Annotated in this window: 18 protein-coding genes; 7 read left to right on the top strand and 11 right to left on the bottom strand. The window is 71.8% G+C overall.

The window, feature by feature from the left end:
- Positions 1 to 11: 11 nt before the first annotated feature.
- Both GTY67_RS29160 and GTY67_RS29155 read right to left on the bottom strand, forming a co-directional pair.
- Positions 12 to 1040 (bottom strand): glutathione S-transferase C-terminal domain-containing protein, encoded by a 1029-nt coding sequence (locus GTY67_RS29160; RefSeq protein ID WP_161280950.1) that lies wholly within the window; start codon positions 1038 to 1040, stop codon positions 12 to 14.
- Positions 1037 to 2536, bottom strand: coding sequence for an MFS transporter (locus GTY67_RS29155; RefSeq protein ID WP_093686549.1), 1500 nt, complete (start codon positions 2534 to 2536; stop codon positions 1037 to 1039). The genes GTY67_RS29160 and GTY67_RS29155 overlap by 4 nt, the downstream gene beginning before the upstream one ends.
- A gap of 89 nt (positions 2537 to 2625) precedes the next feature.
- Here GTY67_RS29155 and GTY67_RS29150 point away from each other — a divergent pair, with 89 nt between their 5' ends.
- From GTY67_RS29150 to GTY67_RS29140, 3 genes are all read left to right on the top strand, one after another.
- A complete protein-coding gene (locus GTY67_RS29150) occupies positions 2626 to 3021 on the top strand; it encodes a VOC family protein (RefSeq protein ID WP_093686548.1) in 396 nt (131 codons plus the stop codon).
- A gap of 182 nt (positions 3022 to 3203) precedes the next feature.
- A complete protein-coding gene (locus tag GTY67_RS29145) occupies positions 3204 to 4286 on the top strand; it encodes a glycoside hydrolase family 5 protein (protein WP_161280948.1) in 1083 nt (360 codons plus the stop codon).
- A 192-nt stretch (positions 4287 to 4478) separates the two neighbouring features.
- A complete protein-coding gene (locus GTY67_RS29140) occupies positions 4479 to 6887 on the top strand; it encodes an endonuclease/exonuclease/phosphatase family protein (protein WP_161280946.1) in 2409 nt (802 codons plus the stop codon).
- A gap of 25 nt (positions 6888 to 6912) precedes the next feature.
- Here the strand turns inward: GTY67_RS29140 and GTY67_RS29135 are convergent, their stop codons facing one another.
- The 3 genes from GTY67_RS29135 to GTY67_RS29125 are packed head-to-tail and all read right to left on the bottom strand — an operon-like array spanning position 6913 to position 9345.
- Entirely contained in the window at positions 6913 to 7824 is a 912-nt protein-coding gene (locus GTY67_RS29135; RefSeq protein WP_161280944.1) for an alpha/beta fold hydrolase, read from the bottom strand.
- 22 nt (positions 7825 to 7846) lie between these two features.
- Positions 7847 to 9115 (bottom strand): beta-ketoacyl-[acyl-carrier-protein] synthase family protein, encoded by a 1269-nt coding sequence (locus tag GTY67_RS29130; RefSeq protein ID WP_161280943.1) that lies wholly within the window; start codon positions 9113 to 9115, stop codon positions 7847 to 7849.
- Positions 9112 to 9345, bottom strand: a complete 234-nt coding sequence (locus GTY67_RS29125) for an acyl carrier protein (protein WP_093686543.1) — start codon at positions 9343 to 9345, stop codon at positions 9112 to 9114. The genes GTY67_RS29130 and GTY67_RS29125 overlap by 4 nt, the downstream gene beginning before the upstream one ends.
- A 239-nt stretch (positions 9346 to 9584) precedes the next feature.
- On the opposite strand from GTY67_RS29125, the gene GTY67_RS29120 reads away from it, so the two are divergent.
- The 4 genes from GTY67_RS29120 (at position 9585) to GTY67_RS29105 (ending at position 13381) form a co-directional block, all read left to right on the top strand.
- On the top strand, positions 9585 to 10031 hold the full coding sequence (locus GTY67_RS29120) for a nitroreductase family deazaflavin-dependent oxidoreductase (RefSeq protein ID WP_093686542.1): 447 nt from the start codon (positions 9585 to 9587) through the stop codon (positions 10029 to 10031).
- Positions 10032 to 10115: 84 nt separating this feature from the next.
- Positions 10116 to 10721, top strand: coding sequence for a GPP34 family phosphoprotein (locus GTY67_RS29115; protein ID WP_161280941.1), 606 nt, complete (start codon positions 10116 to 10118; stop codon positions 10719 to 10721).
- 110 nt (positions 10722 to 10831) lie between these two features.
- On the top strand, positions 10832 to 11563 hold the full coding sequence (locus GTY67_RS29110; RefSeq protein ID WP_161280940.1) for a nitroreductase family protein: 732 nt from the start codon (positions 10832 to 10834) through the stop codon (positions 11561 to 11563).
- 261 nt (positions 11564 to 11824) lie between these two features.
- Complete coding sequence (locus GTY67_RS29105) at positions 11825 to 13381, top strand: peptidoglycan-binding protein (protein WP_161280938.1); 1557 nt, start codon at positions 11825 to 11827, stop codon at positions 13379 to 13381.
- A gap of 70 nt (positions 13382 to 13451) precedes the next feature.
- On the opposite strand, the gene GTY67_RS29100 is transcribed toward GTY67_RS29105, so the two are convergent.
- From GTY67_RS29100 to GTY67_RS29075, 6 genes are all read right to left on the bottom strand, one after another.
- A complete protein-coding gene (locus GTY67_RS29100) occupies positions 13452 to 14126 on the bottom strand; it encodes a hypothetical protein (protein WP_202462387.1) in 675 nt (224 codons plus the stop codon).
- Between the two features lie 80 nt (positions 14127 to 14206).
- Positions 14207 to 15349 carry an XdhC/CoxI family protein gene (locus tag GTY67_RS29095; RefSeq protein WP_161280935.1) on the bottom strand — a complete coding sequence of 381 codons (1143 nt, stop codon included), beginning with the start codon at positions 15347 to 15349 and terminating at the stop codon, positions 14207 to 14209.
- A gap of 41 nt (positions 15350 to 15390) precedes the next feature.
- Positions 15391 to 16848: an NCS2 family permease gene (locus GTY67_RS29090; protein WP_161280933.1), complete on the bottom strand. Its 1458-nt coding sequence runs from the start codon at positions 16846 to 16848 to the stop codon at positions 15391 to 15393.
- 383 nt (positions 16849 to 17231) lie between these two features.
- Positions 17232 to 19685, bottom strand: coding sequence for a molybdopterin cofactor-binding domain-containing protein (locus GTY67_RS29085; RefSeq protein ID WP_161280931.1), 2454 nt, complete (start codon positions 19683 to 19685; stop codon positions 17232 to 17234).
- The gene (locus tag GTY67_RS29080) at positions 19682 to 20281 is read right to left on the bottom strand and encodes a (2Fe-2S)-binding protein (protein ID WP_093686534.1); all 600 of its coding nucleotides are present in this window, start codon (positions 20279 to 20281) and stop codon (positions 19682 to 19684) included. The genes GTY67_RS29085 and GTY67_RS29080 overlap by 4 nt, the downstream gene beginning before the upstream one ends.
- Positions 20282 to 20283: 2 nt before the next feature.
- Positions 20284 to 21174, bottom strand: a complete 891-nt coding sequence (locus GTY67_RS29075; RefSeq protein WP_161280929.1) for a xanthine dehydrogenase family protein subunit M — start codon at positions 21172 to 21174, stop codon at positions 20284 to 20286.
- Between the last annotated feature and the right edge of the window lie 265 nt (positions 21175 to 21439).

Here is a 21439-nt window from a genome sequence, read left to right as displayed (position 1 = left end):
AGGGCCGCGGATCAGACCTGGTCGGCCGGGGTGACCCGCTCGTCCTCCCGTACGGGCCCCGGCGGGGTGCCGTCGCCGAACGGGCGGCCGCCGAGCTGTTCGCGGTGGTGCGGGGTGGTCCAGCCGGAGAGGTCGGGGCCGAGGGGGACGATGCCGGTCGGGTTGATGCCCGTGTGCACCTGGTAGTAGTGGCGCTTGATGTGGTCGAAGTCGACCGTGTCCCCGAAGCCGGGGGTCTGGTAGAGGTCGCGGACGTACGCCCACAGGACGGGGTCCTCGGTGATCTTCGTACGGTTGCACTTGAAGTGGCCGTGGTAGACCGCGTCGAAGCGGACCAGGGTGGTGAAGAGGCGGATGTCGGCCTCGGTGATGGTGTCGCCGACCAGGTAGCGGCGGTCGGCGAGGCGGGCGGAGACCTGGTCGAGGCGGGCGAAGAGGGCCTCGTACGCCTCGTCGTACTCCTTCTGGCCGCTGGCGAACCCGGCCTTGTAGACCCCGTTGTTGATGTCCCGGTAGATGCCCTCCATGACCTCGTCGATCTCCGCGCGCAGCGGCTCGGGGTAGAGGTCGGGGGCGCCGGGGCGGTGCAGGGCGGTCCACTCGGTGGCGAGGTCGAGGGTGATCTGCTGGTAGTCGTTGGTGACCAGCTGTCCGCTCGGTACGTCGACGATCGCGGGGACGCTGACGCCGCCGGGGTAGTCGTGCTCCCGGGCGTCGTACGCCTCGCTCAGATAGCGGATGCCGAGCACCGGGTCCTTGCCGCCGGGGTCCAGGGTGAAGCGCCAGCTGCGGTCGTCCTGGATGGGGTCGGTGACGGCCAGGGGCAGGGCGTCCTCCAGGCCGAGGAGGCGCCGGGAGACCAGGGAGCGGCTGGCCCAGGGGCAGGCCCGGCTGACGACGAGCCGGTAGCGGCCCGCCTCGACGGGCCGGCCGTCGCGGCCGTCGGCGGTGATGCGGTCGGCGAAGTGGCTGCGGGACCTCTTGAACGGCTTGTGGCCGTAGGAGGTGTTGCCGTCGCTCTTGCCTGCTGTGTCGCTCATGCCGCGCTCCTCGATGGGTCGGTGGAGTTGCTCTCTTCACGTCGTCTGCCCCGCCGGTCGGCTCCGACATCGGCCAGCGCCACGATCAGTGCGGCCAGTACGAAGGCGACCGAGACGATCAGCCCGTGGTCGTAGGCGTCCGCCCAGCCCTCCGGGCCGACCTGGGCGAAGAACACCGCGCCCACGGCGGCGATCCCGACCGCCGAGCCGACCCGCTGCCCGGTCTGGAGGGTGCCTCCGGCGCTCCCGGCCCGGTGTACGGGGACCTCGGCCAGGGTCAGCGTCTGGTTCGGGGCGATCACCAGGCCGCTGCCGAGCCCGGCGAGGAGCAGGGGTGCGGCCATCGCCCAGCCCGCCCCGCTGCCCGGGACCAGGTGGACGGCGAGCGCGGTGCCCGCGAGGCCGAGGGCGACCATCGTGAGCCCGGCCACCACCAGCGGGCGGCCGAACCGTCCGACGAGCCGGCCGCCGATCGACGCGGCGGCACCCGAGCCGAGGGCGAAGGGGGTGATGGCGAGTCCGGCCTGGAGGGCGGAGTAGTCCAGCCCGGACTGGAGGTAGAGGGTCGTGACGAAGAAGATCGAGGTGAACCCGGCGAAGTAGAGCAGGATCAGCAGGCATCCCAGCCAGTACGAGCGCAGCCGGAACAGCGAGAGGTCGAGGACCGGGTGGGTGGGGCCGCCCGTGCACCGCGCCTCCCAGGCGACGAAGGCGCCGAGCAGCGCGGCGGCGAGCACGACCAGGAGCCACTTGCCGTTGCCGGGCCACTGCTGGGCCTGGACGAACGGCAGCAGCAGGGCCAGCACACCGGCGCCCAGGAGCAGGACGCCGACCGGGTCCAGGTCGCGCGGCCGGACCCGGCCCGCGGAGGGGGTGTCCGGGAGGAGGCGGCGGGCCAGCAGGAGGCAGACGACGCCGAGCGGGAGGTTGACGTAGAAGACCCAGCGCCAGCCGTGGTCGGGGCCCGCCGCCTGGATGAGCAGACCGCCGAGCAGCGGGCCCACGGCGGTGGAGATCCCGACGACCGTGCCGAACATGCCGAAGGCGCGGCCGCGCTCGCGCCCGGAGAACATCTGCTGGATCAGCGCGGAGATCTGCGGCGAGATCAGACCGCCCGCGATGCCTTGGACCAGCCGGGCGATGACCAGCCACGTACTGGACTGGGCGGCTCCGCAGGCGGCGGAGGCCAGGGTGAAGAGGGCGAGCCCCGCCATGAAGACGGCCCGTCGGCCGCGCGCGTCGCCCAGGCGCCCCGACGGGATCAGGAAGAGGCCGAAGGCGAGGGCGTAGCCGGAGAGCACCCACTGGAGGTCGGACTCCGGGGTGTTCAGCCCTTCCCTGATGGACGGGAGGGCCACGTTGACGATGGAGACGTCCAGCAGGGTCATGAACCCGGCCACCAGGCAGACCGCCAGCGCCTTCCACCGCCGGGGGTCGGGTTCGCCGGGGGCGGCGTCGCGTCCGCCCGGGCCGCGTCGCGCCGCGCTCTCTGCCATGGTTCGCACCTTAGGTCGGGCCGGGTGTTTCCTCATCCGGACATCCGGGGCACGGCGTGTCCGGGACGGCCGGGGGTACCAGTTCCCGCATGACTGTGGAGAAAACGAGCGTCCTCGTCCTTGACTGCGCCGAACCCATGGAGCTGGCGGAGTTCTACGCCGGTCTGCTGGATGCGGAGATACGGATCGGCTCCGACCCCGACTTCGTGGAGATCGTCGGCAACGACGGCGTCCGGCTGGCGATCCGCCGGGACCACGGCTACGCACCTCCGAGCTGGCCCCGGCCGGAGGACTCCCAACAGGCCCACCTGCGGATCCTGGTGAGCAGCGACGACATCGACGAGGCCGAGCGCGAGGCGGTCTCGCTCGGGGCGCGGCCCGTCGACACCGGTGACAGCAACAGCGGTCCGCGCGATGTCCGGGTGTACGGGGATCCGGCGGGCCACTCGTTCTCGCTGGCGGTGTACCCGCTGCCGCAGGGCTGAGGAGCGGGCCGGGGCGGCGACGGCAACAGGCAGGGAGCAAGGGGCTCTTCGGGGCCCCTTCCACTCTTGCCCCTCAATAGACAGGAAAGTTTCCCAACACTGTTGACGTCAATTGGAAGGAAGCTTTACTTTCAGTCCTGCCGCCATGGCGTCTCCCACCCCCATCCGAAGGGAGCACCACCATGTACCAGCGCCCCACTCCCCCCACCGGGCCCACCCCCACGGCAGGCCGGCGCAGATTCACCCGGAAGGCCCTGCTCGCCGCCTCCGCGCTCGGCGTGGTCACCGCGCTCCTGGCCCCCGTCCGCGCCGGGGCCGCCCCGGCCCCCGCCGCCGCTCCCACCGCCGCCACACCGCTCGCCGCCAACGGCCAGCTCCGCGTCTGCGGCCGCCAGCTCTGCAACGCATCGGGCCAGGCGGTCGCCCTCAACGGCATGAGCACCCACGGCACCCAGTGGTACGCCCAGTGCGTCACCGACGGCTCGCTCAACGCCCTGGCCACCGACTGGCGCGCCGACGTGCTGCGCGTCTCCACCTACGTACAGGAGGGCGGGTACGAGACCGACCCGGCCGGGTTCACCGCCCGGGCGCAGAAGTTCATCGACGCGGCGCACGCGCGCGGCATGTACGCGGTCATCGACTGGCACATGCTCACCCCGGGCGACCCGAACGCGAACCTCGCTCGGGCCAAGACCTTCTTCACCGCGATGGCGAAGAAGTACAAGGACCACCCGGGCGTGCTCTACGAGATCGCCAACGAGCCCTCGGGGGTGAGCTGGTCGGCGATCAAGTCGTACTCCGAGCAGATCATCCCGGTGATCCGGGCGCAGGACCCCGACGCGGTGGTCCTGGTCGGGACGCGCGCCTGGTCCTCGTTCGGGGTCTCGGAGGGCTCGAACGAGTCGGAGGTGGTGAACAACCCGGTCCGCGCCTCGAACATCATGTACACCTTCCACTTCTACGCCGCGTCGCACCGCGAGGAGTACCTGAACTCCCTGGACCGGGCCTCCGACAGACTCCCCGTCTTCGTCACGGAGTTCGGGACGCAGAACTACGCGGGTGAGGGCGCGAACGACTTCGCGATGTCGCAGCGCTACCTCGACCTGATGAAGCGCAAGAAGATCTCCTGGACCAACTGGAACTACTCCGACGACCACCGCTCCGGTGCCGTCTTCAAGACCGGCACCTGCAACGGCTCCAACTGGACCGGGACCGGGGTCCTCAAGGAGGCCGGGGTCTGGATCCGCGAGCGCATCCGCCAGTGAGCCGGAGCCGCCCCGCCCGCCGCCGACAGGGCCGGGGCGGCCCCCTGTACCGCGTCCGGTGCGGATGCACCCCCCACCGCGCCGCACCGGGCGCTCATCCGCACGATGCGGGGAATTAACCTCCAACGCCTTGTCATGTCCCATCTACGCGCATAGTTTTTGGCCCTCAGACCTACGTTGGGGGCACCTCCCGTGCAGATATCCAGATCCGGTTCCGTCCTGCTGACCGGCGCCGTCGCCGTCACGCTCGCGGTGACCGCCCTGCCCGCCGCCCAGGCGGCCCCGTCCACCACCGCCGTGATCTCCGAGGTGTACGGCGGCGGGGGCAACTCCGGCGCCACGCTGACCCGGGACTTCGTGGAGCTGGCCAACGCCGGCTCCACCCCGTTCGAGGTCGGCGGCTTCAGCGTGCAGTACCTGCCGGGCGCTCCGTCGGCCGGTTCGCAGTGGCAGGTCTCCGCGCTCACGGGTGCGATCGCCCCCGGCGGCCGCTACCTCATCGCCCAGGCCGCGGGCACCGGCGGCACCGTCGCCCTGCCCACCCCGGACGCGACCGGCACCGTCGCCATGGCCGCCGGGAGCGGCACCGTGGCGCTGGTCTCCGGCACCACGCCGCTCACCTGCAAGACGGCGGCGGACTGCGCGGCCGAGCCCCGGATCGTGGACCTGGTCGGCTACGGCTCCGCCGTCGTCCGGGAGGGCAGCGGCCCGGCCCCCACCCCCTCGGCCACCGCCTCCGTCTCCCGGGCCGCCTCGCTCGCCGACACCGACGACAACGCGGCCGACTTCTCCGCCGGCGCCCCGACCCCCGTCAACACGGCGGGTGAGACGTCCGGCGGCGGCCAGGAGCCGGAGGAGCCCGGCCCGACCGAGCCCGGCACCGTGCGCATCCACGACATCCAGGGCACCACCCGTGTCTCCCCGCTGGACGGCACGGCGGTCACCGGCGTGCCGGGCGTCGTCACCGGCGTACGGACCTCGGGTTCGCGCGGCTTCTGGATCCAGGACACCGCGCCCGACGGCGACCCGCGCACCAGCGAGGGCCTGTTCGTCTACACCGGCTCCGCCGCACCGGCCGTACAGGTCGGGGACTCGGTCCTGGTGAGCGGCAAGGTGGGCGAGTACTACCCCGGCACCGGCACCCAGTCGGTCACCCAGATCACCGCGCCCCGCACCACCGTGCTCTCCTCCGGCAACGCGCTGCCCGCGCCGGTCGTCCTCGACGCCCGCTCGGTGCCCGGCCGTTACGTGCCCTCGGCGGGCGGCGGCTCCATCGACGCGCTGCCCCTGGAGCCCAAGCGCTACGCCCTGGACCTGTACGAGTCGCTGGAGGGCGTCCGCGTCCAGATCGCCGACACCCGCGTGACCGGGGCGACGACGGCGTACGACGAGATCTGGGTGACGGTCAAGCCGAAGGAGAACCCGACCCGGCGCGGCGGCACGCTCTACGCCTCGTACGAGGACCAGAACACCGGCCGCCTCAAGGTGATGTCGCTGGACCCGGCGCAGCCGGTCCCCACGGCGAACGTGGGTGACGTGATCAAGGGCCGCACCACCGGCGTACTCGACTACGCCTCCTACGGCGGCTACAACCTCCAGGCCACCGAGCTGGGCACGCACGTCGACAAGAAGCTGCGGCGCGAGGTGACCCGCAAGCAGAAGAGGGACGAGCTGGCGGTCGCCACGTACAACGTGGAGAACCTGGACGCCCTCGACCCGCAGGACAAGTTCGACACGCTGGCCGAGGGCATCGCGAAGAACCTCTCCTCCCCCGACATCGTCTCGCTGGAGGAGATCCAGGACGACAACGGGCCGGTCAACGACGGCACGGTGGGCTCCGAGGCGACGCTGAAGCGGTTCACGGACGCGATCGTCGCGAAGGGCGGCCCGCGCTACGCCTGGCGCTACATCGCCCCCGAGAACAACAAGGACGGCGGCGAGCCCGGCGGCAACATCCGCAACGTCTTCCTCTACAACGCCAAGCGGGTCTCCTTCGCCGACCGGCCGGGCGGCGACGCCACCACCGCGGTCCAGGCGGTGAAGACCTGGAAGGGCGTCAGGCTCTCCGCATCGCCCGGCCGGATCAACCCGGCGAGCCCGGCGTGGGAGGCCAGCCGCAAGCCGCTGGTGGGCGAGTTCACCTTCCGGGGCAAGCCGGTCTTCGTCATCGGCAACCACTTCGGCTCCAAGGGCGGGGACCAGCCGCTGCACGGCCGCTTCCAGGAGCCGAACCGCTCGTCGGAGGCCAAGCGCATCCAGCAGGCCGCCGAGGTGAACGCCTTCGTCACCTCGCTGCTGAAGGCGGACAAGTCGGCGCAGGTGGTGGCGCTCGGGGACTTCAACGACTTCGAGTTCTCCCCGACGTTCACGGCGCTGACCAAGGGCAAGGTGCTCAAGCCGCTGATCACGACGCTGCCCGCATCCGAGCGGTACAGCTATGTCTTCGACGGCAACTCGCAGACCCTGGACCACATCCTGACGAGCCCGGCGATCCGGCTCTTCGACTACGACGTGGTCCACATCAACGCGGAGTTCGCCGACCAGGCGAGCGACCACGACCCGCAGGTGGTGCGGGTGAAGACCGGCGGCTTCTGGTTCTGAGGCCGGGGCCCGGTGGGCCGGACCGTCAGGCCCGGCCCACCGGGGCACCCGCCTGCCGGGGCAGGGTGACGGGGGCGGCTCCGGGCCGCGTCTGCGTCTCGGTCTCCGTGAAGAAGCCTGACACCAGCTCCGCCACCTCGACGGCCCGCTCCAGGACCACCCAGTGGTCGGACTCGTCGATGGTGAGGAACCGGCTGCCCTCGATCGTCGCCGCGAACTCCCGCTGCCGCTCGGGCGAGGTGACCGTGTCGTGCTCCCCCGCGAAGACCAGCGCCGGTACGCCGCTCAGCCCGCCGGAGAAGTCCGGCCGGTCGGCCAGCGCCCGGTAGAGCGAATCGGTCGCGTGCGGCGAGTGGGTGAGCGCGTGCAGGAACGAGCGGCGCACATAGCGGCGGGCCAACTCCCGCCGATGTACGGTCCGTTCGGGATCGAGGCACATCAGCGCGTCGGCGGCCAGCGCCGCGAAGCCCTCGCGGTCCCCGCCCGCCAGCACCTCCCGCGCCCGCTCCCAGCACGCCACCTGGGCGGCGTCGATATGGACCGGTACGCCGCCGAGGGCGAGCCGCGCCACCCGCTCGGGATGGCGCTGGGCGAAGCCGAAGGCGATGGCGGTGCCGTACGAGAAGCCGAAGAGGTTCAGCCGGGGGGCGCCCAGGTCGTCGGCGATGGCCAGGACGGCCCGGCGCAGGAGGTCGGCGCTGGGGCCGGGCGGCAGCGGGTCGGCGGAGCCCATGCCGGGCAGGTCGGCGGTGACCACGTCGGTGGCCGGGCCGAGGTGGTCGTCCATCTGGGGCCAGCCGTACATGCCCTGGAGGGCGCCGCCGAGGACGAGCGCGGGTTCGGTGACGGGGGCCCCGCTGTCGGAGGCGTACGGCAGGACGCGGTAGCTGTAACGCACTCCGTCCACCGACAGCGTACGGATGATCTCCTCTGGCATGTGTTCCCCAACTCCCTTCCGCTCAGGCCCTGGTGAGGACGAGTGCCGCGTTGTGGCCGCCGAAGCCGAGCGAGGTCTTCACCGCGCAGTCGAAGGAGGCGCTGCGGGCCTCCTTGGCGACGACGTCCATCTGGATCTGCGGATCAGGGGCGTCCAAGTTGACGGTGGGCGGGACCAGTTGGTGCTGGAGGGCGAGCACGGTCAGCGCGGCCTCGATGCCGCCGGCCGCGCCGAGGGTGTGCCCGGTCATCGCCTTGGTGGAGGTGACCAGGGGGCTTTCGCCGAGGACGCGGCGGAGCATGGCCGCCTCGATGAGGTCGTTGGAGAGCGTCGAGGTGCCGTGGGCGTTGACATGCCCGACGTCGGCCGGGGAGAGCCCGGCGTCGGCGAGGGCGGTGCGCAGGGCGCGTTCGATGCCGAGCCCTTCGGGGTCCGGGGCGACGGCGGAGTGGGCGTCGCTGGAGGCTCCGTAACCGCTCACATGGGCGCGGACGGTGGCGCCGCGCGCGCGGGCGTGCTCGGGGTGCTCCAGGACGAGGAGGCCCGCGCCCTCGCCGACGACGAAGCCGTCGCGGTGGGTGTCGAAGGGGCGGCAGGCGGCCGCGGGGTCCTCGCGGCGGGTGGAGACGGCCTTGAGGCTGCACGCGCTGGCCAGCAGGAGCCGGGTGCAGGTGGATTCGGCGCCGCCCGCGATGACGATGTCGCAGGCCCCGGAGCGGAGCATCTGGTGGGCGGTGCCGATGGCGACGGTGCCGGAGGAGCAGGCGGTCGAGACGGCCTGGCTGGGGCCCTGCACGCCGAGGTCCAGACTGACGCTGCTGGCCGCGCCGTTGACCACGCTGAGGGGGGCGAGCTTCGGGGAGACCCGGCGGGCGCCGCGCGCGGCGAGGACGGCGTACTGCTCGTCGTAGAAGGGCAGCCCGCCGTGGGCGGAGCCGATGACGATGCCGACGCGGCCGCTGTCCCAGAGGGCCGGGTCGAGACCGGCGTCCGCGATCGCCTCGCGGGCGGCGATGACGGCGAGCTGGGCGAAGCGGTCCATCAGCCGCTGGGCGGCCACCCCGAGCACCTCGCGCGGGTCGCAGTCGGTGACGGAGTAGAAGAAGTCGCAGGGCAGGCCGCCGAGTTCGGGCCGGGGGCCGACGGAGGGGGCGAGCCCCTCGGTGACGCCGTGCCAGGCCGCCCGGGCGCCCGTTCCGGCCGCGGTGACCAGGCCGACCCCGGTGACGGCGGCGGCGAACGGGGCGAGCGGCGTACGGCGGTAGGGCGCGGGGGCCGCCGGCGCGCTCATGCGGTCGCCTTGACGTGGACGACCTCGATCAGCCGGCCGAGGGTGTCGCGCGAGGTGAGCGCGACGTCCTCCAGGTCGACGTCCAGCCGGTCCTCGATGAGCAGCCGCAGCTCCTCCAGGGCGAGGGAGTCCAGCCGCAGCCGGTGCAGCGGAACGTCGGGGCGCAGTGCCTCGGGGTCGGTTCCGAACTTCGCTACCAGCAGGGCGCTGATCTCTTCCGAGGTGGTCATTGGCGCTCCTGGGCTCAGTGACGCGGTGACGCCGGCCGCGCGGTTGGGGGTGAGGTGGGGAGGGGCCATCGGGGGACGCCGGCTGCTCCGGAAGGACCCTTTATACGCCTTCACCGAGGGGTTCCCGGCCCGCGTTCCCCCGTGCGGTGGGAGCTCTGTCCAGGTGTACGAATCCGCCGGTACGGCCGGGCGGGGGTGCAGGATGGAGGGACGGACCGTACGAGGTGAAGGAGAGGCCCATGGCGGCGGAAGCGGACGGCGCGGCGGAGGTCGAGGTCAGCCCCACCGGATGGGTGGCCCGGCAGGCGGAGCTGTACGAGTCGTCCGGCGGCACGAAGGGCACGACGCAGCTCGGAGTGCCCTGTCTGCTGATGGACTACGTGGGGCGGCGCAGCGGGGTCGTGCGGCGGACGGTGCTGATGTACGGGCGGGACGGCGAGGACTATCTGATCGTGGCCTCCAACGGCGGCTCGGACCGCCCGCCGCTCTGGTACCTGAACCTTCAGGCCAACCCCGAGGTCGGGCTCCGCGTGGGGACCGAGCGCTTCCCGGCCGTCGCGTCGACCCTCCCGGCCGAGGAGAAGGCCCGGGTCTGGCCGGGCCTGGTGGAGCTGTTCCCGCGCTACGCGCAGTACCAGGCGGGCACCGAGCGGGACATCCCGGTGGTCCGGCTGACCAGGACCTGACCGGGGCCCGGCCGTCCGGGCGGCGTGATATTGATCGACCGATCCCCTGTCGGCGCACCGTCGACGTTCCGAGAGGAGCCGTTCATGACGACGGCGAAAGACCTGTTCATCATCGCCATGGATCCGAGGCCGGAGCGTTCCGTGGGGCAGGGCGACCTGTCGCTCGCACTCGCGGGGGCCGAGCTGATCGATCTGATCGGCGCGGGTGCCATCACCGTGGACGAGGACCGGATCGTGCCGGGCGGGCCGTCGGCGCCGCAGGACCGGCTCTTGGGCGAAGCGGCGGCGCAGCTCACCCGGGAGCAGCCCCACGAGCGGATCGAGGACTGGCTGTGGCGCCGGGGGAAGGACCTCTCGGCCGCCTACCAGGCCGCGTTGGAGGAGGACGGTGAGCTGACCCGGGAGCGGAGCGGCCGGCTCTCCTTCGGCTCGAAGCGCGTGGCACCGGCCGACACCCCCGCCCGTCGCGGGGCGGCCGAGCGCTGGGAGCGGCGGGAACCGGTCCTGGCCGCGCTCGCCTCGGCGGTGGGTGTCGAGGGCGGGCCGTCCGACGAGGAATCCGGCCTGGACGACGACGCGGTGACGGCCGTGGTGAGTGCCGTCCACGACGCGGTGATGGAGCTGGAGGCGGTACGCCAGCGGCGGACCATCGAGAACTCGGCGTTCGCCAACCTGTGGCGCGGCCCCTGAGCCGGGGGAACACGCGGCCTCCGAAGGTGAAGGAACACCGCGGCCCCGGACCGAACCGGAGGAGAGCACCCCCTGCCCTGAGCCGGGAGTTCTGCCTAGACTCCGCGATCATGACCATCGAAACGGTTCAGGCCGGCCCGTCCGCCGTCGGCGGCCCCGCTCTCTTCGACACCATGTCCACCATGCGCGCCATGCGCCGCCTCAAGCCGGACGCGGTCCCGGACGAGACGGTCGATCAGCTCATACAGGCCGCCGTGTGGGGACCCAGCGGCGGCAACATGCAGTGTTACGAGTACGTCGTGGTGACGGACCGCCAGGTGATGGCCCGCCTCGCGCCGCTGTGGAAGCGTTGCGTGGACTCCTACCTCGCGACGACCGGGAAGTACGCGCCCGAGGGCATGGACGAGGCGGCGTACGGGCGGATGGTGGCGGCGATCGAGTACCAGCGAGACCACTTCGCCGATACGCCGGTGCTGATCGTGCCGTGCTACCGCTTCCCGGAGCCGCGCCTCGACGAGGAGGGGCTGGCCGCCTCCGCGCGGGCGCTGGGCCCGGAGGCGAGTGAGCGGATGATGGCCTCCCAGAGCCGGTTCCAGGCGCTGGCCGAGGGCTCCTGCGTCTATCCGGGCGTCCAGAACCTGCTGCTCGCCGCCCGGGGCCTCGGGCTCGCGGCCAACATCACCATCTGGCACCTGTTCCTGGAGCAGGAGTGGAAGCAGGAGCTGGGCATCCCGGAGGACATGGCGACCTTCGCCGCAGTTCCGGTGGGGTGGCCGCAGGGCAACTTCGGTCCGGTGCGGCGCCGCCCGGTGGCGGACGTGATCCACCGGAACCGCTGGTAGCGAAGGCGGGGCCGATCGGCCCATCACACCCCCTGTCGGGTGATTCACCCCGTCACCCGACAGGCCCTAATTGCCCGTCAACTTCCTTACTTTTCAGGCCAGTTGCGCGACACGCCGCGACCCGGCCATCATTGTCATGCCCTTCTCACCTCGCTAGCCTGGGTGCGCTCGCAGCCCCTCGGTCCGCCACCCCGGGCCGAGGGCTTCTCTCTTCTCCTCCCGCGGATTTCCCCACAGATTCCCCACAGAGCAGGAGCACCCATGCCCAGAAGCCCCGTCGCGGCCCGCACCCGGGCGCGCGCGTCCGTCCTGGCGGCCCTCACGGTCACGGCCCTGGTCGCCACCGGCCAGCCCGCGTCCGCCGCCCCCGCCCAGCCCGCCGCCGAACCGCTGAACCGCGCCTTCGACCGGGCGGCGCGGGAGTACGGCGTACCGCGCGATCTGCTGGCCGCCGTCGGCTACGGCGAGAGCCGCCTCGACGGCCACGCGGGGCAGCCCAGCCAGGCGAACGGCTACGGCGTGATGCACCTGGCGAGCAACCCGGAGAACCGCTCCCTGGAGAAGGCCGCCGCGCTGACCGGCGAACCGGCCGACCGGCTGCGCCGGGACACCGCCGCGAACATCCTCGGCGGCGCCGCCGTCCTGCGCGACCACGCCGACCGCCTCGGCCTGGACCGCGCGGAGCGGCGCGACGTGAACGCCTGGTACCCGGCGGTCGCCCGGTACAGCGAGGCCGAGGGCCCGGCGGCGGCGCTCTACGCGGACACGGTGTTCACGTTCCTCGCCCAGGGGCTGGACGCGACGGCGCCCGGCGGCGAGAAGGTCCGGGTCCCCTCCCGCCCGGTCTCCCCGGTCAAGGACGAGGTCTCCGCCGCCGGGGCCTACGCGCAGAGCCCCGACTACCCCTCGGGCCTCTGGGTCCCCGCGTACTCCGGGAACTTCGTCGTCGGCCGCAAGGCCACGGTCGACAAGGTGATCATCCACACCACGCAGGGCTCGTACGCGGGCTCCATCAGCTGGTACCAGAACCCGGCCTCGAAGGTCAGCGCGCACTACACGATCCGCTCCTCCGACGGCGAGGTCACCCAGTCGGTGCTGGAGAAGGACACCGCCTGGCACGCCGGCAGCGTCAACTCCTCGTCCGTGGGGATCGAGCACGAGGGCTACGTCGACAACCCGGCCTGGTACACGGAGGCGATGTACCGCTCCTCCGCCGCGCTCACCAAGCACCTCGCCGCGCGGTACAGCATCCCGAAGAACCGGTCGCACATCATCGGCCACAGCGAGGCGCCGGGCGCCACCCACACCGACCCGGGGCCCAACTGGGACTGGAACTACTACATGCAGCTGGTCGGGGGCAGCCCCGGCACCCCCGGTGACAGCCTGACCTTCCCCTCGTACACCCTCCAGCAGTCGGGCTCGTCGGGCCCGCAGGTGAAGGCGGTCCAGCAGCTGCTCAACGCCCAGGGGTACGCGGCGGGCACAGCGGACGGCATCTTCGGCCCCACCACCAAGAGCGCCACCCAGGCGTTCCAGCGGGCCCGCTCCCTCACCGCCGACGGCGCGGTCGGCCCGAAGACCTGGACGGCCCTGCTCTCCGCCGGCACCACCCCCGCCCTCGCCCGCGGCAGCTCCGGCGACGCGGTGAAGCGCCTCCAGCGCTCCCTGACGGCGGCGCTCGGCACCACGGTGGGCGTCGACGGCAGCTTCGGCCCGACGACGGAGACGGCGGTGCGCAACTACCAGACCAGCCGCGGCCTGAGCGTCGACGGCAAGGTGGGCCCGGCCACGTGGGGGGCGTTGCAGGCAGGGCGCTGAGCGGACAGGAGGCGACCGTGTGCCGGTGTGGACCGGGGGCAGGCCCCCACACACCGGCACCGGCCCCGGATCACTCCGTGCCGCTGCCGACCGGGTACCCGATCTCCTTGATGTCCTCGGTCAGTTCGGCCGCCACCCGCTCGGGGTTGAGCGCGGCGACGACCTCGTCGGTCAGCGGCCGGAGCGCGTAGATGTGGCGTACGGCTTCGAGGTCCACCGGGACCTCGAAGTAGTCCTCCGCCCACTCCTGGTACGACTCCGGGGTGCCCGTGACGAGCAGCTGGAAGAGCCAGTCGGCACCGTCGGAGTCCTCCCCGTCCTCCGGGAACTCGATGGTCCCCGCCCGCCAGCGCTCGTCGGTGCTCTCGCGCCAGAGGCAGGCGGTGACCACCGGGAGGCCGAACTCGTCGGTGAACGAGGGCTCGTCCACGTACGGCCGGAAGACGTCCGGGACCTCGTCGAGGACGCCGGGCCAGGGCGCGTCGTCGACGTAGGGGCTCATCGGCGACTCGTGGTCGAAGCCGCGGGCGTAGACACCGGCGGCGGAGAAGACCAGGGAGTATTCACCACCCGAACCGTCGCGCATCGAGGCCATGGCCTCCGTGGGCGACCAGTGCGCGTCGAAGCTGTGCCAGCGGTGGTCCCATTCGGGGCACAGCACGGCATCCAGCATCGCCAGGGAGCGGCAGAGGTCGTTGAGGGGGGATATGCCCGGCAGCCTGCGGGCAACGTCGTGAACGCTCATGCGCTCATCCAACCGCATCCGCGTGCCCCGGTATTCACGTGCACCCCGTCCCGAGAACCGGCCGGCGCGGACCGGGCGGCTCAGGCCACCGATGCCAGCGGCTGGCCGCTGCTGTCGTGGTGGATGGGGGTGTGGGCCCCGGTGAGCGGTACGCCGCTGCCGCCGCGCCGGACGGCGACGATCTCGGCGGCGATGGACAGGGCCGTCTCCTCCGGCGTACGGGCTCCGAGGTCGAGGCCGATCGGCGAGTGCAGGCGGGCCAGTTCGCGGTCGGTGAGGCCGACCTCGCGGAGGCGGTCGTTGCGGTCCAGGTGGGTGCGGCGGGAGCCCATCGCGCCGACGTAGGCGACCGGGAGGCGCAGGGCGGCCTCCAGCAGGGGTACGTCGAACTTGGCGTCGTGGGTGAGGACGCAGAGCACCGTACGGGCGTCGGTGTCGGTCCCCGCTAGGTAGCGGTGGGGCCAGTCGACGACGATCTCGTCGGCCTCGGGGAAGCGGGCGGCGGTGGCGAAGACGGGGCGGGCGTCGCAGACGGTGACCTGGTAGCCGAGGAACTTCCCGGCCCGGACGAGGGCGGAGGCGAAGTCGATCGCGCCGAACACGATCATGCGGGGCGGGGGCACGCTGGACTCGACCAGGAGCTGGATCGGCCGGCCGCAGCGGGAGCCCTCCGCGCCGATGGCGAGCGGCCCGGTGCGGCCCGCGTCCAGCAGGGCGCGGGTCTCGGCCGCGGCGGTCCGGTCCAGCGCCGGGTGGCCGCCGAGCCCGCCCTCGTAACTTCCGTCGGGCCGGACCAGGAGCGGGAGTCCGAGCAGTTCCCCGGGGCCCTCCGTGACCCGGGCCAGGGCGGCCGCCGCCCCCTCCGCGGCGGCCGCGAGCGCCGCGGCGAACACCGGGCGGGCGGGGTCGTCCGCCCGTACCGGTGTGACCAGGATGTCGATGACGCCGCCGCAGGTCAGACCGACCGCGAAGGCGTCCTCGTCGCTGTAGCCGAAGCGCTCGCGGACGGAGTTCCCGTCCTCCAGGGCCTGTTGGCACAGCTCGTAGACCGCGCCCTCCACACATCCGCCGGAGACCGAGCCGATGGCCGTTCCGTGGGCGTCGACGGCGAGGGCGGCACCCGGCTGCCGGGGCGCGCTGCCGCCGACCGCCACCACGGTGGCGACGGCGAACTCGCGTCCCTGCGAGACCCACCGGTGAAGCTCTTCGGCGATGTCCAGCATGGCGTGTCTCCTTAAGTGAGGGAGGGGAAGGTCGGCCGGCCTCAGTGGACGCCGAGCCAGCTCTCGATCGGGTTGAGGGCGAAGAAGACGAGGAAGATCACCGTCAGCCCCCACATGAAGGCCCCGACCTCGCGGGCCCTGCCCTGGGCGAGCTTGATGGCCGAGTACGCGATGACACCCGCGGCGACACCGGTGGTGATGGTGTACGTGAAGGGCATCAGGACCACGGTCAGGAAGACCGGGATGGCGACGGAGCGGTCGCTCCAGTCCACGTGCCGGGCGTTCTGCATCATCATCGCGCCGATGACGACGAGGGCGGCGGAGGCCACCTCGGTCGGCACGATCGCGGTGAGCGGGGTGAAGAAGAGGCAGGCCGCGAAGAAGAGGCCGGTGACGGCGGAGGCGAGCCCGGTCCGGGCCCCTTCCCCGACGCCGGTGGCCGACTCGACGAAGACCGTCTGGCCGGAGCCCGAGGCGACACCGCCGATGACGCCGCCGGCGCCGTCGATGAACAGCGCCTTGGACAGGCCCGGCATGCGGCCCTTCTCGTCGGCGAGCTTGGCCTCGGTGCCGACGCCGATGATGGTGGCCATCGCGTCGAAGAAGCCGGCCAGCACCAGGGTGAAGACGATCATGCCGACGGTCATCACACCGACGTCGCCCCAGCCGCCGAACTCGACGTTGCCGAAGAGCGAGAAGTCGGGGGCGGAGACCGCGCTGCCCTCCAGGGCGGGCGGGCCGCTGCTCCACGCCTTGGGGTCGATGTCGGCGATCGCGTTGATGGCGATGGCGACCAGGGTGCCGACGATGATGCCGATCAGGATCGCGCCGGGGATGTTGCGCGCCTGGAGCATGAAGATGAGGAGCAGGGTCACGCAGAAGATCAGTACGGGCCAGCCGGCGAGTTCACCGGCGGGGCCGAGGGAGACGGGGGTGGCCGTGCCCTGGTGGACGAATCCGGCCTTGTAGAGGCCGATGAGGGCGATGAAGAGCCCGATGCCCATGGTGATGCCGTGTTTGAGCGCGAGCGGGATCGCGTTCATGATCATCTCGCGGAGGCCGGTGACCACCAGGAGGCAGATCACCACACCGTAGATCACACACATGCCCATGGCCTGCGGCCAGGTCATGTTGGGTGCGACCTGCGAGGCGAGCACACCGGAGACGCTGAGTCCGGCGGCGAGCGCCAGGGGCACCTTGCCGACGAAGCCCATGAGCAGGGTCGTGGCGGCTGCCGCGAAGGCGGTCGCGGTGATCAGGCCGCTCTGGCCGAGGAGGTTGCCGTTGACGTCCTCCCCGCCGAGGATCAGCGGGTTGAGCAGGAGGATGTACGCCATGGCCATGAAGGTCGTGACGCCGCCGCGCACTTCACGCGCGACCGTGGAGCCTCGTTCGGATATGTGGAAGTACCGGTCGAGCCATGATCTCCCGGCGGGGACGCGCGAGCCGGGGCCCGCGGCCTCCGGACTGGTCTTCGGTTCCACTGACTGCTGGGTCATGATGCCTGACTCCCAAGGTTCACAGGGGCACCCGCTTGGAGATTCCTGAATGCGGGATTTGGGATGACTGCGTCGGCTGCACGACCCGGGGACGGCCGGGACGAACTGTTGAAGCAGATACGGATGTGCCGGCGGCACGGATGATCCGTGAGGCGCTGCCGTGCTGGTCGGGCACGGCGAAGAACCGCGAGCGGTGCGGTGCTTGGTGCCTCCGGGCGGTGCGGGATGCGGAAAAGTGTGACGTTCTCGGCTCGGCGCACCGCCCGGAGAGTTCGGGGGGGGACCGCTCGGAGGCGGCGGGGCCGGGGGTCACCCGGCCCCGGTTCTCAGGGCCCCGGTCTCAGGACCCCGGTTCTCAGGACCCCGGTCTCAGGGACCGGTTCTCAGGTCCCGGTGAGGTGCTCGGGGCGTACCGGGGTCCTGTTGAGCTCCAGGCCCGTCGCGTTCCGGATCGCCGCGAGGACGGCCGGGGTGGACGACAGGGTGGGGGCCTCGCCGATGCCGCGCAGCCCGTACGGGGCGTGCTCGTCGGCGAGTTCGAGCACGTCGACGGGGATGGTCGGCGTGTCGAGGATCGTGGGGAGGAGGTAGTCCGTGAAGGAGGGGTTGCGCACCTTCGCGGTCTTCGGGTCGACGATGATCTCCTCCATCACCGCGACGCCCATGCCCTGGAGCGTGCCGCCCTGGATCTGGCCGAGGACGGAGAGCGGGTTGAGCGCCTTGCCGACGTCCTGGGCGCAGGCCAGTTCGATGACCTTGACCAGGCCGAGCTCGGTGTCGACCTCCACGACCGCGCGGTGCGCGGCGAACGAATACTGGACGTGGCCGTTGCCCTGTCCGGTGCGCAGGTCGAACGCCTCGGTGGGCCGGTGGCGCCACTCCAACTCGATGTCGATCGCCTCGTCCTCCAGGACGTCGGCCACGTCCGCCAGCACCTCGCCGCCGTCGGTGACGACCTTGCCGCCCTCCAGGAGGAGTTCGGCGGTGGCCCAGGCCGGGTGGTAGGTGCCGAACTTGGTGCGGCCGAGCTCCAGGACCTTCTCCCGTACGGCTTCGCAGGAGTTCTTGACCGCGCCGCCGGTGACGTACGTCTGGCGGGAGGCGGAGGTGGATCCGGCGGAGCCGACGCGGGTGTCGGCGGGGTGGATGGTGACCTGGTTGACCCCGAGTTCGGTACGGGCGATCTGGGCGTGGACGGTGACGCCGCCCTGGCCGACCTCGGCCATCGCGGTGTGCACGGTGGCGACCGGCTCGCCGTTGATGACCTCCATCCGGACGCGGGCGGTGGAGTAGTCGTCGAAGCCCTCGGAGAAGCCGACGTTCTTCAGGCCGACCGCGTAGCCGACCCCCCGGACGACTCCTTCGCCGTGGGTGGTGTTGGAGAGCCCGCCGGGCAGCGCCCGGATGTCGACGGAGGTGCCTTCGCTGCCCGCCGACAGCCACTCCTGCTCGGGCGGCAGCGGCCGGGACTTGACGCGGCGCAGCAGCTCGGCGACCGGGGCCGGCGAGTCACAGGGCTGTCCGGTGGGCAGCAGGGTGCCCTGCTCCATGGCGTTGAGCTGGCGGAACTCCACCGGGTCCATGTCCAGCTTCGCGGCCAGCTTGTCCATCTGCGCCTCGTAGGCGAAGCACGCCTGGACCGCGCCGAAGCCGCGCATCGCGCCGCAGGGCGGGTTGTTGGTGTAGAGGGCGACCGCCTCGATGTCGACATCCTCGATCTTGTACGGGCCGACCGAGAGCGAGGAGGCGTTGCCGACGACCGCCGGGGAGGCGGAGGCGTAGGCCCCGCCGTCCAGGACGATGCGGCACTTCATGTGCGTGAGCTTGCCGTCCTTGGTGGCGCCGTGCTCGTAGTGGAGCTTGGCCGGGTGGCGGTGGACATGGCCGAAGAAGGACTCGAACCGGTTGTAGACGATCTTGACCGGCTTGCCGGTGCGGAGCGCCAGCAGGCAGGCGTGGATCTGCATCGAGATGTCCTCGCGGCCGCCGAAGGCCCCGCCGACGCCGGAGAGCGTCATGCGGACCTTGTCCTCGGGGAGGCCGAGGACGGGGGCGATCTGGCCGAGGTCCGAGTGCAGCCACTGGGTGGCGACGTACAGCTCCACCCCGCCGTCCTCGGAGGGCACGGCGAGACCGGACTCGGGGCCGAGGAAGGCCTGGTCCTGCATGCCGAAGACGTACTCGCCGGTGACGATGACGTCGGCGCGCTCGGCGGCCTCGTCGGCGTCGCCCCGGATGATCGGCTGGCGGTGCACGATGTTGGGGTGCGGGACATGGCCGATGTGGTGGTCGTCGCGGCCCTCGTGCACGAGTACGGCGTCGGGAGCGGTCGCCGACGCCTCGTCGGTGATGAGGGGCAGCTCCCGGTACTCGATCTTGATCTTGGCGGCGGCGCGGCGTGCGGTCTCCGGGTGGTCGGCGGCCACGATGGCGACCGGCTCGCCGTGGTGGCGGACCTTGCCGTGGGCGAGGACCGGGGTGTCCTGGATCTCCAGGCCGTAGTTCTTCATCTCGGCCGGGAGGTCGTCGTAGGTCATCACCGCGTAGACGCCGGAGGTCGCCAGCGCCTCGGAGGTGTCGATGGAGACGATCTCGGCGTGCGCGACGGTGGAGCGCAGCGTCTGGCCCCACAGCATGTCCTCGTGCCACATGTCGGAGGAGTACGCGAACTCCCCGGTGACCTTCAGGGTGCCGTCGGGACGGAGCGTGGACTCGCCGATGCCGCCCTTGGTGGGCGAGCCCTGGGTGATCTTGGTGGGGGTTCCGGCCGGTACGGTCTGGGCCTTGACCGGCGTCGAGGCCTTGGGCTGCGTCGTGGCTTCGGGGCGCGTCGTCATGACTGGACCGCCTCTTCCTGGCGGGCGGCCGCGAGGCGGACCGCGTCGAGGATCTTCTCGTAACCGGTGCAGCGGCACAGGTTGCCGGAGAGCGCCTCGCGGATGTCCTGGTCGGACGGCGAGGGGGTGTTCTCCAGCAGTTCGTCGGCGGCGACCAGCAGGCCGGGGGTGCAGAAGCCGCACTGCACGGCTCCGGCGTCGATGAACGCCTGCTGGATCGGGGAGAGCTGGACGGCCTCGCCGGTCTGGCCGTCGGTGGGCTTGGACTGCCAGCGCTTGGCGGCGTCCAGGGTGGTGCCGCAGCCGCCGGAGGCGCAGCCGCCGCCGGGGTGGGCGTCCTCGCGGTGCTTGGCGTAGTCGGCCAGGCCCTCGACGGTGACGACCTCGCGGCCCTCGACCTGGCCGGCGGCGACCAGGCAGGAACAGACCGGGACACCGTCCAGGCGGACCGTGCAGGACCCGCACTCACCCTGCTCGCAGGCGTTCTTGGAACCGGGCAGCCCCATACGCTCACGCAGCACGTAGAGAAGGGACTCGCCCTCCCATACGTCGTCGGCTTCTTGCGGACGGCCGTTGACCGTGAAATTGACTCGCATGGTTACGCAGCTCCTTCCAGCGTGCGGCCCGCGCCGCGGTACTGCTCCCAGGTCCAGCCGAGCGTGCGGCGGGCCATGATGCCGACCGCGTGCCTGCGGTACTTCGCCGTGCCCCGTACGTCGTCGATCGGGTTGCAGGCGCCCGAGGCGAGCGCGGCGAACTGCTTGGCGACGGCGGGGGTGATGATCTTGCCGCTCTCCCAGAACCCGCCCTCTTCGAGCGCGGCGTTCAGGAAGGCCTCCGCCTCCTTGGCCCGGACGGGCGTCGGGGCGGCGGAGCCGATGCCGGTGCGCACGGTGCGGGTCTCGGGGTGCAGGGCGATGCCGAAGGCGCAGACGGCGATGACCATCGCGTTGCGGGTGCCGACCTTCGAATACTGCTGGGGCCCGTCGGCCTTCTTGATGTGTACGGCGCGGATCAGCTCGTCCGGCTCCAGGGCGTTGCGCTTGACGCCTGTGTAGAAAGCGTCGATGGGAATCAGCCGCGTTCCGCGTACGGATTCGGCCTCCACCTCGGCCCCCGCGGCGAGCAGCGCCGGGTGGGCGTCCCCTGCGGGTGACGCGGTGCCCAGGTTGCCTCCGACCCCGCCGCGGTTGCGGATCTGCGGGGAGGCGACGGTGTGCGAGGCGAGCGCCAGGCCCGGCAGCTCGGTGCGCAGGTGCTCCATGATGGCGCTGTACGGGACGGAGGCGCCGAGCCTCACGCTCTCCTGGCCCACCTCCCACTCGGACAGCTCACCGATGCGGTTCAGGTCCAGGAGGTACTCGGGCCGCCGGTGGTCGAAGTTGATCTCGACCATCACATCCGTGCCGCCCGCGATGGGCACAGCCGTGGGGTGCTCGGCCTTGGCGGCGAGCGCCTCCTCCCAGCTGGCGGGGCGAAGGAAGTCCATGAGTGGCTCTCTTCTTCTCAATCGGGTCGTTCACCGGGGCTGGGGACGGCCGGCCCTCGACTGGCTCGTTCATGTGGTGTTCACGTGGTGTGTGGCCCAGTACACAAGCCAGGACCCGGTGGGTGCAGTCACCGAAACACTGAAGGAGTTGGCTGGTCTCCGTCCTCGTCTTGTAGATTCGAACGAATGGCGGGGATCAGTAACCTCGCCGTAATTCACAGGTACCCGTTCACCCCTGTGGTCCCCCACCCGACGTACCCCTTCA

The organism is Streptomyces sp. SID8374 (assembly GCF_009865135.1).
Taxonomy (GTDB): domain Bacteria; phylum Actinomycetota; class Actinomycetes; order Streptomycetales; family Streptomycetaceae; genus Streptomyces.
Note: the sequence above shows the minus strand (reverse complement) of the source record. Positions and strands in the feature narration are given on the sequence as shown.

Bases quoted from the DNA above. Each gene is read 5' to 3' on its own strand.
- GTY67_RS29160 (WP_161280950.1), bottom strand. From the start codon at position 1,040: ATGAGCGACACAGCAGGCAAGAGCGACGGCAACACCTCCTACGGCCAC.
- GTY67_RS29155 (WP_093686549.1), bottom strand. From the start codon at position 2,536: ATGGCAGAGAGCGCGGCGCGACGCGGCCCGGGCGGACGCGACGCCGCC.
- GTY67_RS29150 (WP_093686548.1), top strand. From the start codon at position 2,626: ATGACTGTGGAGAAAACGAGCGTCCTCGTCCTTGACTGCGCCGAACCC.
- GTY67_RS29145 (WP_161280948.1), top strand. From the start codon at position 3,204: ATGTACCAGCGCCCCACTCCCCCCACCGGGCCCACCCCCACGGCAGGC.
- GTY67_RS29135 (WP_161280944.1), bottom strand. From the start codon at position 7,824: ATGCCAGAGGAGATCATCCGTACGCTGTCGGTGGACGGAGTGCGTTAC.
- GTY67_RS29130 (WP_161280943.1), bottom strand. From the start codon at position 9,115: ATGAGCGCGCCGGCGGCCCCCGCGCCCTACCGCCGTACGCCGCTCGCC.
- GTY67_RS29125 (WP_093686543.1), bottom strand. From the start codon at position 9,345: ATGACCACCTCGGAAGAGATCAGCGCCCTGCTGGTAGCGAAGTTCGGA.
- GTY67_RS29120 (WP_093686542.1), top strand. From the start codon at position 9,585: ATGGCGGCGGAAGCGGACGGCGCGGCGGAGGTCGAGGTCAGCCCCACC.
- GTY67_RS29115 (WP_161280941.1), top strand. From the start codon at position 10,116: ATGACGACGGCGAAAGACCTGTTCATCATCGCCATGGATCCGAGGCCG.
- GTY67_RS29110 (WP_161280940.1), top strand. From the start codon at position 10,832: ATGACCATCGAAACGGTTCAGGCCGGCCCGTCCGCCGTCGGCGGCCCC.
- GTY67_RS29105 (WP_161280938.1), top strand. From the start codon at position 11,825: ATGCCCAGAAGCCCCGTCGCGGCCCGCACCCGGGCGCGCGCGTCCGTC.
- GTY67_RS29100 (WP_202462387.1), bottom strand. From the start codon at position 14,126: ATGAGCGTTCACGACGTTGCCCGCAGGCTGCCGGGCATATCCCCCCTC.
- GTY67_RS29095 (WP_161280935.1), bottom strand. From the start codon at position 15,349: ATGCTGGACATCGCCGAAGAGCTTCACCGGTGGGTCTCGCAGGGACGC.
- GTY67_RS29090 (WP_161280933.1), bottom strand. From the start codon at position 16,848: ATGACCCAGCAGTCAGTGGAACCGAAGACCAGTCCGGAGGCCGCGGGC.
- GTY67_RS29085 (WP_161280931.1), bottom strand. From the start codon at position 19,685: ATGACGACGCGCCCCGAAGCCACGACGCAGCCCAAGGCCTCGACGCCG.
- GTY67_RS29080 (WP_093686534.1), bottom strand. From the start codon at position 20,281: ATGCGAGTCAATTTCACGGTCAACGGCCGTCCGCAAGAAGCCGACGAC.
- GTY67_RS29075 (WP_161280929.1), bottom strand. From the start codon at position 21,174: ATGGACTTCCTTCGCCCCGCCAGCTGGGAGGAGGCGCTCGCCGCCAAG.